Consider the following 12,581-nt stretch of genomic DNA (forward strand, 5'->3'; position numbering starts at 1 on the left):
CCCGCCCCTCTTCAGTGGCCGGAACCTGCTGCCGGTCAGCTCTCGGCGGCCGCCTCCTGAGCCTCGGCGACGCGCAGCCCGTCCTCGCTGAGCCCCTTGCGCCAGTAGCCGACGAACGTCACCGACCGCTTGTCGTAGGCGCGTTCACGCACGAGATGGCGGCGCAGCTCCTTCATCGTCGCGGACTCGCCCGCGAGCCAGGCGTACGGACTCGACGCGTCCGGCAGTTCGGCGGCGCGGATCGCCTCCAGCGCGGACGGCGCTTTCTCGTCACGCACGAGCCAGGTGAGGGTGACGTCGCCCGCGGTCTCGACGGCCGGGATGTCCTCGCGGTGCGGGACCTCGAGCCAGACGTGCGCGCGCAGCCCCGCGGGCAGCCAGGCGAGGATGCCGAGGGCGGCGGGCAGGGCGGTCTCGTCGCCCCACATCAGGACGTGGTCGGCGCCCTCTTGGGGCCGGCAGCGTACGGCCGTGTTGTCGGCGACGGCCGGGCCGAGGACCGTCACGCGGTCACCGGGCTTCGCCGCCTCGGCCCAGACGCAGGCGGGACCCGCGCCGCCGGGACCGTCGTGGTGGAGCACGAAGTCGATGTCGATTTCACCGGGTTCACCGGGTTCACCGGGCGCGCGGCGCTGCCCGCTGACCGTGTAGGAACGCATCACGGCGCGCACGTCGTCCGGGAGCGCCCGGTACGCGGCGTGCCAGGCGCGGCCGTCGTCACCCGGCTCGGCGGCCGGCAGGACGGGGGCCTCCTGGCCCGGCTGCGGCAGGAACAGCGACAGGCTCTGGTCGCGGCCTCCGGCGTGGAAGTCCACGAGGCCGGGGCCCGTGAACGTGACGCGCTGCAGCGACGGACCGAGCCGCCGCGTCCGCGCTACCTGGAGGTCGAAGAATCGGAAAGGTGCGATCGCGGGCGACTCGGTCGTCGTCATCGGTGTCAGCCGACCTTCTTCGCCTTCTCGATGGCCTCGGCGAGGTCCTCGAGGATCGGGGCGCACTTGTCGTACGAGTAGATGGGCTCGGTGACGCGCGGGACGACCTGGCCGGCCTTGACGGCGGGCAGCTTCTTCCAGGTGGCCTTGTCGATGTCGGCGGGCTGGATGGTGGCCGTGCGGTTGTCCATCATGATGATGTCCGCCGGGTACTTGTCGATGTTCTCCCAGCTCAGGTTCTCGAACCAGCCGCCGGACGCCTTCTTCGCCTTCTCCGACGGCTCGACGAAGTTCACGCCGAGCGACTTGAGGTACTCCAGGTCGGCGGAGAGGTTCGTGCCCGAGACGTAGAAGATGTCCTGGCTCGCGGAACCGACGAGGACCCTGATCTCGGGGTGTGCCTTGGCGGCCTTGCGCAGGCGCGCGGCCGCGGTCTCGAAACGCTGCTTGGCCTTGACGACCTTGTCGGCCTTCACGTCGGCTCCGAGCGACTCGGCGAGGGCGAGCAGGCGCTGCAGCGGCTGCGTCATCTGGCGGTCGTAGACGGAGATGCCGACGCTCGGGGCCAGCTTGAGGATCTTGTCCTTCGACTCGAGCGGGACGGACCAGAGCGTGCCGGCGGTGTCGTACACGGTGGTGACGAGGAGGTCCGGGGCGAGGCTCGCGTACTTCTCGATGTTGAAGCGGCCCCACTCGTTGCCGATGATCGTCACCTTGTCGACGTCCATGTCGCCGGCCTGGACGTCGGCCTTGCCGGCCGAGGTCTTCGTCGGGCCGAAGACGCCCTTGCACTCGATGCCGTAGTCCCACAGGGCGGCGGCGACGCTGGTGAACGCGACGACGTTCGCCGGGACCTTGTCGGCCTTCGCCGTCGTGCCGCGGTCGTCCTTGAAGGACCAGGGGCCGGACTTGGCGCTGCCCGACTTGGCGCCCGAGCCGCTGTCTTTGGAATCGCTGCCGCAGGCGGCGAGCGCGGCTCCGAGGCCGAGGGCGCCGCCTGCGGCGAGGATGCCACGGCGGGAAGGGCTGGTGAGACGGGCGTTGGGCATGACAGTGGCTGCTTTCGTGACGTACGGAGGGCCGCTGGCCGGATTCTGGCTTAGGTTAACCTAACCTAAGCTTTTGTCCAGAGGCCCCCCGCAGCCGCCGGTTCAGCCCGTCAGGCCCAGCTCCCGCGCGATCAGCATCCGCTGCACCTCGCTCGTGCCCTCGCCGATCTCGAGAATCTTCGAATCGCGCCACATGCGGGCCACCGGGTATTCGTTCATGAAGCCGTAGCCCCCGTGGACCTGGGTCGCCTCGCGCGCGTTGTCCACGGCGATCGTCGACGAGTAGAGCTTGGCGAGCGCCGCCTCCTTCTTGAACGGCTCCCCGCTCACCAGCCGCGACGCCGCGTCACGCCACGCGAGGCGGGACGTGTGCGCCTTCATCTCCATGTCGGCGATCTTGAACTGGATCGCCTGGTACGAGCCGATGTTGCGGCCGAACGCGTGCCGCTCCTTGGCGTACTTCACCGACTCGTCCACACAGCCCTGCGCCAGACCCGTCGCCAGCGCGGCGATCGCGATACGGCCCTCGTCCAGGATCCGCAGGAACTGGGCGAACCCGCGGCCCTGTTCGCCGAGCAGGTTCGCCGCCGGGACCCGTACGTCGTCGAAGTGCAGCTCACGTGTGTCCGACGCGTTCCAGCCGACCTTCGAGTACGGCTCCGCGACCGTGAAGCCCGGCGTCCCGGACGGCACGATGATCGAGGAGATCTGCGGCTTGCCCTCGGGGGAGCGGCCGGTGACCGCCGTGACGGTGACCAGACCGGTGATGTCCGTACCGGAGTTGGTGATGAAGCACTTCGTGCCGTTGATCACCCACTCGCCGGTCGCCTCGTCGACCCTCGCCGTCGTACGGGTCGCGCCCGCGTCCGAGCCGCCGTCGGGCTCGGTCAGGCCGAACGCGCCGAGGATCTCGCCGGAGCACAGCCGCGGCAGCCACTCGGCCTTCTGCTCCTCGGTCCCGAACAGATGGAGGGGCATCGCACCGAGCGAGACGCCCGCCTCCAGCGTGATCGCCACGGACGAGTCGACGCGCGCCAGCTCCTCGAGGGCGATCCCGAGGGCCAGATAGTCGCCGCCCATCCCGCCGTACTCCTCCGGGAAGGGCAGGCCGAACAGGCCCATGCGGCCCATCTCCCGCACGATCTCGTACGGGAACTCGTGCCGCTCGTAGAAGTCGCCGATCTTCGGGGCGACGACGTCGTGCGCGAACTCCTCGACGGTGCGGCGGAGTTCTTCGTGCTCGCTGCTCAGGCGGTGGTCCATCTTGTTCACTGCTCCTGTAGGGGCTGTGCCGTCTTCACGAGGGCGCGGACGGTGCGGGACGGGCTGGGCCGGCCCAGCTGTTCGGCCATCCACGCGCTGGTGGCGGTGAGACGGCCGAGGTCGACCCCGGTCTCGATACCGAGGCCCGAAAGCATCCACACGAGATCTTCTGTGGCGAGATTTCCGGTGGCGCTCTTCGCGTACGGGCAGCCGCCGAGGCCGCCCGCGGAGGCGTCCACGGTGGTCACTCCGTGCTGGAGCGCCGCGAGGGTGTTGGACAGGGCCTGGCCGTACGTGTCGTGGAAGTGCACGCCGATCGCGTTCGTCGGCACGCCCTCCTCGTTGAGCTCGGCCAGGAGCGTCTGGACGTGGCCCGGCGTCGCGACGCCGATCGTGTCGCCGAGGCTGAGCTCGTCGCAGCCCATGTCCATCAGGGCCTTGGCGACCCGGACGACCTGGTGGACCGGGACGGCGCCCTCCCACGGGTCCCCGAAGCACATGGAGAGATAGCCGCGCACGTGCGCCCGGCCCTCCTTGGCGCGGGTCACGACCGGCTCGAACATGGCGAGCGCCTCGTCCACCGTCCGGTTCAGATTGGCCTTGGCGAACGACTCGGTGGCGCTGGCGAACACGGCGACGCGGCGCGCCCCGAGTGCGAGGGCCCGGTCCAGACCCCGCTCGTTCGGCACGAGCACGGGCAGGTGCGGGCGCGGCTCGATGTCCTGCAGGAGCGGGAACAGGGCTTCCGCGTCCGCCAGTTGGGGCACCCACTTGGGGTGCACGAAGCTGGTGGCCTCGATGGTGGTCAGGCCCGCGGCCGCGAGGCGGTGCACGAACTCCGCCTTCACCTTGGTGGGAACGGTCGCCTTCTCGTTCTGCAGTCCGTCGCGCGCGCCGACCTCGTGGATCCGCACGCGCGCGGGCAGATCCTGCGAGGGCACGACCATGGGCAGTGCGGCGGGCCCGGGGGATGAGGGGGTTGCGGGGGTGCTCATGCCGTCGTCTCCTCGTGCGGTGTGACGACCGCGAGGATCTGGTCCATCGCGACGGTCGTGCCCGGTGTGACGTCCAGTTCGGCCACGGTGCCGGCGTGCGGGGCGGAGATGACGTGCTCCATCTTCATCGCCTCGACCACCAACAGGCTCTGTCCGGCGACCACTTCGTCCCCCACGGCCACCTTCACGACGGTGACCGTGCCGGGCATCGGGGCGGTGAGGGAGTCGGCGCCGGAGTGCGCGGCGCCGCTCAGCGAGGCCGCCACCGGGTCGAAGTCCTGCACGTGCCAGGCGTCTCCCTCGCGGCCCAGCCAGTCACCGGACCGGTGGAAGGTGTGGGTCAGACCGTCCAGGTGGACGGTGACGCTGTCGGCGCCGACGGTGTGGGTGCCGCGCGCGCGGTGCGTGACGGGTTCGAATCCCGCGGCCTTGAGGTGAAAGTCGACCGGCGCGGGCGTGCCGCCAAGGCGCCAGCCGGTCGGCTGCGCGAACGGGTCGGTCCAGCCGGACCCCGACGGCGTCAAGGCCGCCTGGCGTACCGCGGCCGCCGCCTCGTACACCTCCTCCGGCACCTCACCGGGGACCAGGCCGTCGGCCTCGCGCTCCACGAGCCCGGTGTCCAGCTCGCCCGCCATGACCGCCGGGTGCGCGAGCAGCCGCCGCAGGAACCCGGCGTTCGTCGGCACGCCCAGCGTGACCGTCTCCGCGAGGGCGGCGCGCAGCTTGCGCAGCGCGGTCGCCCGGTCCGGGCCGTACGCGATGACCTTCGACAGCATCGGGTCGTACAGGCTCCCGACCTCCGTGCCCTCGCTGAGCCCCGAGTCGGTGCGCACCCCGCCGCCCTGCGGCTCGCGCAGCGAGACGACCGTGCCGCCCGACGGCAGGAAGCCGCGCGAAGGGTCCTCGGCGCAGATCCGGGCCTCGACCGCGTGCCCGGTCAGCTCGATGTCGCCTTGCGCGTACGGCAGTCGCTCACCGGCGGCGACCCGCAGCTGCCACTCCACCAGGTCGACGCCCGTGATCAGCTCCGTGACCGGGTGCTCCACCTGGAGGCGGGTGTTCATCTCCATGAAGTAGTACGAGGACGGGTCGTTGCCCGGCACGATGAACTCCACCGTGCCCGCGCCGCGGTACCCGCACGAGCGGGCCGCCTGCACCGCTGCCTCGCCCATCGCCGCGCGCGTCGCCTCGTCGAGCAGGACGCTCGGCGCCTCCTCGATGATCTTCTGGTGGCGGCGCTGGAGGGAGCACTCGCGCTCGCCCAGGTGGACCACGTGCCCGTGGCCGTCCGCCAGGACCTGGATCTCGATGTGCCGGGGGCGGTCGACCCAGCGCTCCACGAGGAGCGTGTCGTCGCCGAAGGAGGCGCGGGCCTCGCGGCGGGCGGCCGCGATCTCGTCGCCGAGCAGCGCCTCGTCACGGACCAGGCGCATGCCCTTGCCGCCGCCGCCCGCGGACGGCTTGAGCAGTACGGGCATGCCGATCTCCCGTGCCGCGTCGGCCAGTTGGGCGTCGGTCAGGCCGCTGCCGGACGAGCCGGGCACGACCGGGACCCCGGCCGCCCGCACGGTCTCCTTGGCGCGGATCTTGTCGCCCATGAGGGAGATCGCGTCGGCGGAGGGGCCGATGAAGACGAGGCCCGCGTCGGCGCAGGCCCGTGCGAAGGCGGCGTTCTCCGCCAGGAATCCGTAGCCCGGGTGGACGGCCTGCGCGCCCGTGCGCGCCGCCGCTTCGAGGAGGCGGTCCACGCGGAGATAGCTCTCGCCCGCGGGCGGCGGCCCGATGCGGACCGCCGTGTCGGCCTCGCGCACATGGCGGGCGTCGGCGTCGGCGTCGCTGTACACGGCCACCGAGCGGATGCCGAGCGCCCGCAGCGTACGGATGACGCGGACGGCGATCTCGCCGCGGTTGGCCACAAGAACGGTGTCGAACATGCACGTGTTCATTGGGGTTCCCTCCCCTCACATCCGGAAGACGCCGAAGCCGCCGGACTTCTCCGGCAGCGGCGCGTGGGCACAGGCGGTCAGGGCGAGGCCGAGGACCTGCCGGGTCTCCAGCGGGTCGATCACGCCGTCGTCCCAGAGCCGCGCCGTCGCGTAGTAGGCGTTCCCCTGCTCCTCGTACTGGGCCCGGATCGGCGCCTTGAAGGCGTCCTCGTCCTCGGCGGGCCACTCTTCGCCCCGCGCCTCCATCTGGTCGCGCTTGACGGTCGCGAGGACGGAGGCGGCCTGCTCGCCGCCCATCACGGAGATCTTGGCGTTGGGCCACATCCACAGGAAGCGCGGCGAGTAGGCCCGGCCGCACATCGAGTAGTTGCCCGCCCCGTACGACCCGCCGACGACGACGGTCAGCTTCGGCACGCGGGTGCCGGCGACGGCCGTGACCATCTTGGCGCCGTGCTTGGCGATCCCGCCCGCCTCGTAGTCCCGCCCCACCATGAAGCCCGAGATGTTCTGCAGGAACACCAGCGGGATGCCGCGCTGGTCGCACAGCTCGATGAAGTGCGCGCCCTTCTGGGCGGACTCGGAGAACAGGATGCCGTTGTTCGCGACGATCCCGACCGGGTGGCCGTGGATGCGGGCGAAGCCGGTGATCAGGGTCTGCCCGAACTCCGCCTTGAACTCGGCGAACCGCGAGCCGTCCACCACACGCGCGATGACCTCCCGCACGTCGTACGGGGTGCGCGAGTCGACCGGCACCGCGCCGTACAGCCCCGCGGGGTCCACCTTCGGCTCGATCGCCGGGGTGACCGACCAGGGCAGCTCGCCGCGCTCCGGGAGCGTCGAGACGATCGTCCGCACGATCCGCAGCGCGTGCGCGTCGTCCTCCGCGAGATGGTCCGTGACGCCCGAGACCCGGGAGTGCACCTCGCCGCCGCCCAGCTCCTCGGCGGTGACGACCTCACCGGTGGCGGCCTTCACCAGGGGCGGACCGCCCAGGAAGATCGTGCCCTGATTGCGCACGATCACGGCCTCGTCGCTCATCGCCGGGACGTACGCCCCGCCCGCCGTGCACGAGCCGAGGACCGCGGCGATCTGGGGGATGCCGGCGCCCGACATCCGTGCCTGGTTGTAGAAGATCCGCCCGAAGTGCTCGCGGTCGGGGAAGACCTCGTCCTGCATCGGCAGGAAGGCGCCGCCCGAGTCCACCAGGTAGACGCACGGCAGCCTGTTCTCCAGGGCCACCTCCTGGGCACGCAGGTGCTTCTTCACCGTCATCGGGTAGTACGTGCCGCCCTTGACCGTCGCGTCATTGGCGACGATCACGCACGCGCGGCCGCTGATCCGTCCGATCCCGGCGATCACCCCGGCGGCCGGGGCCTGGTCCCCGTACATCCCGTCGGCCGCCAGCGGCGCCAGCTCCAGGAACGGGGAGCCCGGGTCGAGCAGTGTGTCCACCCGGTCACGCGGCAGCAGCTTGCCGCGCGCGGTGTGCCGGGCGCGGGCCCGCTCGCCGCCGCCGAGCCGGGCCGCGGCCAGCTTGCCGCGCAGCTCGCCGGCCAGCGCCTCGTGCGCCGCCTCGTTGGCCTTCCAGGCCTCCGACGCGGGATCCGCCGCGCTCGTCAGCTCCGGTGCCTCCTGCATCGCGCAGTCCCCTCATTCGGCTCGCGTCGTCCGGCTCCCGCTCGGTTAATGAGCGTTAACACGTTTCCCTCAGGTTAACGACCGCTAACGTCGCTGTCTAGAATTACCTCCATGGCCACCAGAACCGACGCCCCCACCCGCCGCGAGCAGATCCTCAAGGAGGCCGCGCGGCTCTTCGCCGAGCGCGGGTTCCACGGAGTCGGCGTCGACGAGATAGGCGCCGCGGTCGGTATCAGCGGCCCCGGGCTCTACCGTCACTTCGCGGGCAAGGACGCGATGCTCGCCGAGCTGCTCGTCGGCATCAGCGGACGGCTCCTGACCGGCGGCAAGCGCCGGCTCGCCGAATCCGACGGCGGCGACCCCGAGGTGCTGCTCGACTCCCTCATCGAGGGGCACATCGACTTCGCCCTCGACGACCGCCCCCTGATCACCCTGCACGACCGTGAGCTGGACCGCCTGCGCGACAGCGACCGCAAGCTGGTGCGCCAGCTCCAGCGCCAGTACGTCGAGCTGTGGGTCGAGGCGGTGCGCGAGGTCTATCCGGGCCTGGCCGAGCAGCCCGCGCGTGCCGCCGTGCACGCCGTCTTCGGCCTGCTCAACTCGACCCCGCACCTCGGCAGGTCCGGCGGACTGCCCGGCCGCGAGGCGACGGCGGGCCTGCTGCACCGCATGGCCCGCGGGGCATTCGAGGCCGCCCAGGCGTGATCTGCGTCTCTGGACGCTCCAGAAACTGGCGGGTAACGTACGTCTGAGCAAGCGCTTAGTCGTGCAGTGATGCCGTTTCCGAAGGAGCAGGTCGTGCGCCGTACCGTTTACAACGAGGACCACGAGGCGTTCCGGGACACCATCCGCGCCTTCATCGAGGCCGAGGTCGTGCCCGTCTACGACGAGTGGTTCGCGGCCGGGCAGGCCCCGCGCGACTTCTACTACAAGCTCGCCGAGCTCGGCGTCTTCGGCATCCGCGTGCCCGAGGAGTTCGGCGGCGCCGGCATCGACTCGTACAAGTTCGAGGCCGTGATGTACGAGGAGACCTCGCGCGCGGGTGTCCAGTTCGGCGGCTCCGGTGTGCACGTGCTGCTCGGCCTGCCGTACATCAAGATGCTCGCCACCGACGAGCAGAAGAAGCGCTTCCTGCCGAAGTTCGTCTCCGGCGAGGAGATGTGGGCCCTCGCGATGACCGAGCCGGGCACCGGCTCCGACCTCGCGGGCATGAAGACCACCGCCAAGCTCTCCGAGGACGGCACGCACTACGTCCTCAACGGCGCCAAGACCTTCATCACCGGCGGCGTCCACGCCGACAAGGTGATCGTCTGCGCCCGCACCGACGCGCCCACCGCCGAGGACCGCCGCCACGGCATCTCCCTCTTCGCGGTGGACACCAAGTCCGAGGGCTACTCCATAGGCCGCAAGCTCGACAAGCTCGGCCTGAAGACCTCCGACACCGCCGAGCTGGCGTTCGTCGACGTGAAGGTCCCCGTCGAGGACCTCCTCGGCGAGGAGAACAAGGGCTTCTACTACCTCGGCCACAACCTCGCCTCCGAGCGCTGGGGCATCGCTTTCGGCGCCTACGCGCAGGCCAAGGCCGCCGTCCGGTTCGCCAAGGAGTACGTCCAGGAGCGCGCCGTCTTCGGCAAGCCCGTCGCGTCCTTCCAGAACACCAAGTTCGAGCTGGCCGCCTGCCAGGCCGAGGTCGACGCCGCCGAGGCCGTCGCCGACCGCGCCCTCGAGGCCCTCGACGCGGGCGAGCTGACCCCCGCCGAGGCCGCCAGCGCCAAGCTGTTCTGCACCGAGGTCGCGCACCGCGTCATCGACCGCTGCCTCCAGCTGCACGGCGGCTACGGCTTCATGAACGAGTACCCGATCGCGCGCCTGTACGCGGACAACCGCGTCAACCGCATCTACGGCGGCACCAGCGAGATCATGAAGACGATCATCGCGAAGGACATGGGCCTGTAACCCACCCGTCCCTCCGCCTTCTGTAGAACTGGCTGTATGAATCAGGCACTGGAGTCCCTGCTCGATCTGCTCGACCTCGAGCAGATCGAGCAGGACATCTTCCGCGGGCAGTCCCGCTCCGCCGTCGTCCCCCGGGTCTTCGGCGGACAGGTGGCGGCCCAGGCGCTCGTCGCCGCCGGGCGCACCGTCCCCGGCGACCGGCACGCCCACTCGCTGCACGCGTACTTCCTCGTGGCCGGCGACCCGGGCGCGCCCATCGTCTACACCGTCGACCGGATCCGCGACGGGCGCTCCTTCACCACGCGCCGCGTCGTCGCCGTCCAGCACGGGCAGCCGATCTTCCATCTCTCGGCGTCCTTCCAGACGTACGAGGACGGGCTGGAGCACCAGGCGGCCATGCCGCCCGCACCCGACCCGGAGACGCTGCCCACCGCCGCCGAGATGCTGCCGCGCTACGCCGACGCGTTCGTCGAGCCCGGCGTCGCCGAGCGGCTCCTCGAAGCGCGCGAGGCCGTCGACCTGCGGTACGTGGACGCGCCGCCGTTCGGCAGCGTCGGCACCCCGCAGGAGCCGCGCTCGCAGGTCTGGTTCCGTACGAACGGCAAGCTCGACGGCGTCATCGACGAGCCGCTGCTGCACGTCTGCCTCGCCACGTACGTCTCCGACATGACGCTCCTGGACTCCGTGCTGCTCGCGCACGGGCGCGGGGGATGGGCCGTGGGCGACGTGGTCGGCGCCTCGCTCGACCACGCGATGTGGTTCCACCGGCCGTTCCGCGCGGACGAATGGCTCCTGTACGACCAGGAGTCGCCGTCGGCCTCGGGCGGGCGCGGCCTCGGCCAGGCCCGTATCTACACGCGCGACGGACAGCTCGCCATCTCCGTGATCCAGGAGGGCGTCGTCCGCGTCCCGCGGTGAGCCCGTGTGGTTCGCGGCGCGTGGCGATCGGACATACCGTCACGTGCATGGGCACGAGCGCTGAGCAGAGTGGGACGGCCGGGGACGCGGGGGAGGACGACGGGGGCGAGAGCGTCACCACCGTCCTCGTGGCGGCCGCCGCCAATCTCGGGATCGCCCTCGCCAAGGCCGTCGCCGGCATCATCAGCGGGTCGAGCGCCATGCTCTCGGAGGCGGCCCACTCGGTCGCCGACACGGTCACCGAGGTGCTGCTGCTCACCGCGCTGAAGCGCAGCGAGAAGCCCGCGGACGAGGAACACCCCCTCGGCTACGGGCCCGAGCGCTACATCTGGGCCATGCTCGCCGCCGTCGCCACCTTCGTCGGCGGCGCCGTCTTCTCGGTCTACGACGGCATCCACACCCTGATCGCCGGCGAGGAGCTCGGCAACCCGCTCGTCTCGTACATCGTCCTCGCCGTCGCCTTCGTCCTCGAAGGCTTCTCCCTGCGCACCGGGATCAGGCAGGTCCGCGGGGAGGCTGCCCGCACGGGGGCGCCCGTGGGCCACTATCTGCGCCGCACCCCCGACACGGCCGTCAAGGCCGTCGTCATGGAGGACTCGGCGGCCCTCGTCGGCCTGCTCCTCGCCGCGGGCGGACTGCTCGGCGGTCAGCTCACCGGCTCCGGCGTCTGGGACGCCATCGCCTCCCTGTGCATCGGCGCCCTGCTCCTGTACGTCGCCTGGGTCCTCGGACGGTCCAACGCCGAACTCCTCATCGGGCGCCCGCTGCCCAAGCCGGTCCGCCTGGAGATCCGCGAAATCCTCGCGGGCGTCGAGCACATCGAGGCCGTGCTCGAACTGACCACCCTCGTCCAGGGGCCGCGCGAGGCGCTCGTCGCGGCGAAGGTCGACCTGCGCGACACCTCCACCGCCGCGCAGATCGAGTGGGCCTGCGAGGAGGCGGCCGGCCGGCTGCGCGAGCGGTTCCCGAACGTGACCCGGGTCTACCTCGACCCGACGCCCGGCTTCGCGCAGCGGCGCGAGGAGGGGCTCAACCCGTGGGGCTGAGGCCCGCCGCGTCGAGGAGATACGCCGTCATCGGGTCGTAGTGGCGCGGGCTCGTGACGTGGTCGTCCAGCGGCACCGTCACCTGAAGGGTGCCCTCCGCCTCCCCGATGAACAGCGCCGGGTCGTTGCAGTCCGCGTAACCGATGGAGTCGATCCCGCGCCGGCCCGCGCAGCCCGCCCAGCCGTGGTCGGCGACGACCAGGTCCGGCAGGGCGCGCTCCTCGCGCTCCAGGCCGTCCAGGATCCGCGCCATGGGGTCCGGGGAATGCGTGTGCCACAGTGTCGCGCCGCGCTCCAGCATCGCCACGTCCGCGAACTGGAAGACCATGCCCTCGTCCGTGGAGAGGCCCTCGGGAATCACGACGATCTCGCAGCCCGCCGCGCGCAGCGCCGCGGCCGTCGCGCGGTGCACGTCGAGAAGGCCGCCCGGGTGCCCGGTCGCGAACAGGACGCGCTCCTTGCCGGCCGCCGCCTTGCGCAGCCGGGCGCCCATGCGCTCCAGGGCGTCGACCGTGAGCTGCGGGTCGATGGTGTCCTGGCCGAAGCGGTACTCGGGATCGTCGTTCACGCCGCAGCGCTCCGCCATCACCGCGAGGACGTCCTGCTCGTCGGTCCAGCGGTCGCCGAGCTCCAGGCCGAGCCAGTAGTGGCGGTCGCCGTTCGCGAGCCTGCGGTAGTGGGAGAGGTTGTTGTCGCGGGGTGTGGCCACGTCGCCCGCGATGCGGGTGCGGATCAGATGGTCGACGAGCGCGGCGCGGCTGGGGATCCCGGGTATCGGCATGCACCCCATTGTGCCGTCGGGCGCTGTGACGGGCCCCGACGTCCCGGGGGGTGGGAC

The 12,581-nt window shown here is 71.4% G+C and carries 11 protein-coding genes; 4 read left to right on the forward strand and 7 right to left on the reverse strand.

All coding sequences use genetic code 11. From position 1 onward, the window contains the following. Positions 1-35 precede the first annotated feature (35 nt). The 6 genes from ACZ67T_RS25560 to ACZ67T_RS25585 form a co-directional block, all read right to left on the reverse strand. The gene (locus ACZ67T_RS25560; protein WP_469987161.1) at positions 36-932 is read right to left on the reverse strand and encodes a siderophore-interacting protein; all 897 of its coding nucleotides are present in this window, start codon (positions 930-932) and stop codon (positions 36-38) included. Positions 933-937: 5 nt separating this feature from the next. Continuing rightward, a complete protein-coding gene (locus ACZ67T_RS25565; RefSeq protein WP_469987163.1) occupies positions 938-1,981 on the reverse strand; it encodes an ABC transporter substrate-binding protein in 1,044 nt (347 codons plus the stop codon). Positions 1,982-2,083: 102 nt separating this feature from the next. Beyond that, the gene (locus tag ACZ67T_RS25570; protein WP_469987165.1) at positions 2,084-3,244 is read right to left on the reverse strand and encodes an acyl-CoA dehydrogenase family protein; all 1,161 of its coding nucleotides are present in this window, start codon (positions 3,242-3,244) and stop codon (positions 2,084-2,086) included. A 5-nt stretch (positions 3,245-3,249) separates the two neighbouring features. Continuing rightward, entirely contained in the window at positions 3,250-4,239 is a 990-nt protein-coding gene (locus ACZ67T_RS25575) for a hydroxymethylglutaryl-CoA lyase (protein WP_469987167.1), read from the reverse strand. Further along, positions 4,236-6,173, reverse strand: a complete 1,938-nt coding sequence (locus ACZ67T_RS25580; RefSeq protein ID WP_469987168.1) for an acetyl/propionyl/methylcrotonyl-CoA carboxylase subunit alpha — start codon at positions 6,171-6,173, stop codon at positions 4,236-4,238. The genes ACZ67T_RS25575 and ACZ67T_RS25580 overlap by 4 nt, the downstream gene beginning before the upstream one ends. Positions 6,174-6,200: 27 nt before the next feature. Then, positions 6,201-7,823 carry a carboxyl transferase domain-containing protein gene (locus ACZ67T_RS25585; protein WP_469987170.1) on the reverse strand — a complete coding sequence of 541 codons (1,623 nt, stop codon included), beginning with the start codon at positions 7,821-7,823 and terminating at the stop codon, positions 6,201-6,203. A 111-nt stretch (positions 7,824-7,934) separates the two neighbouring features. On the opposite strand from ACZ67T_RS25585, the gene ACZ67T_RS25590 reads away from it, so the two are divergent. The 4 genes from ACZ67T_RS25590 (at position 7,935) to ACZ67T_RS25605 (ending at position 11,743) form a co-directional block, all read left to right on the forward strand. Continuing rightward, positions 7,935-8,528 carry an SACE_7040 family transcriptional regulator gene (locus tag ACZ67T_RS25590; protein ID WP_469987172.1) on the forward strand — a complete coding sequence of 198 codons (594 nt, stop codon included), beginning with the start codon at positions 7,935-7,937 and terminating at the stop codon, positions 8,526-8,528. A gap of 93 nt (positions 8,529-8,621) precedes the next feature. Continuing rightward, positions 8,622-9,779 carry an acyl-CoA dehydrogenase family protein gene (locus ACZ67T_RS25595; RefSeq protein ID WP_100594312.1) on the forward strand — a complete coding sequence of 386 codons (1,158 nt, stop codon included), beginning with the start codon at positions 8,622-8,624 and terminating at the stop codon, positions 9,777-9,779. Positions 9,780-9,815: 36 nt separating this feature from the next. After that, the gene (locus ACZ67T_RS25600; RefSeq protein ID WP_453776217.1) at positions 9,816-10,697 is read left to right on the forward strand and encodes an acyl-CoA thioesterase; all 882 of its coding nucleotides are present in this window, start codon (positions 9,816-9,818) and stop codon (positions 10,695-10,697) included. Positions 10,698-10,744: 47 nt separating this feature from the next. Beyond that, on the forward strand, positions 10,745-11,743 hold the full coding sequence (locus tag ACZ67T_RS25605) for a cation diffusion facilitator family transporter (protein WP_469987174.1): 999 nt from the start codon (positions 10,745-10,747) through the stop codon (positions 11,741-11,743). Here ACZ67T_RS25605 and ACZ67T_RS25610 read toward each other — a convergent pair. Then, positions 11,727-12,524: a phosphatase gene (locus ACZ67T_RS25610; RefSeq protein ID WP_469987176.1), complete on the reverse strand. Its 798-nt coding sequence runs from the start codon at positions 12,522-12,524 to the stop codon at positions 11,727-11,729. The genes ACZ67T_RS25605 and ACZ67T_RS25610 overlap by 17 nt on opposite strands. Positions 12,525-12,581: the final 57 nt, after the last annotated feature.

This window comes from Streptomyces sp. NPDC107517, from assembly GCF_055582645.1.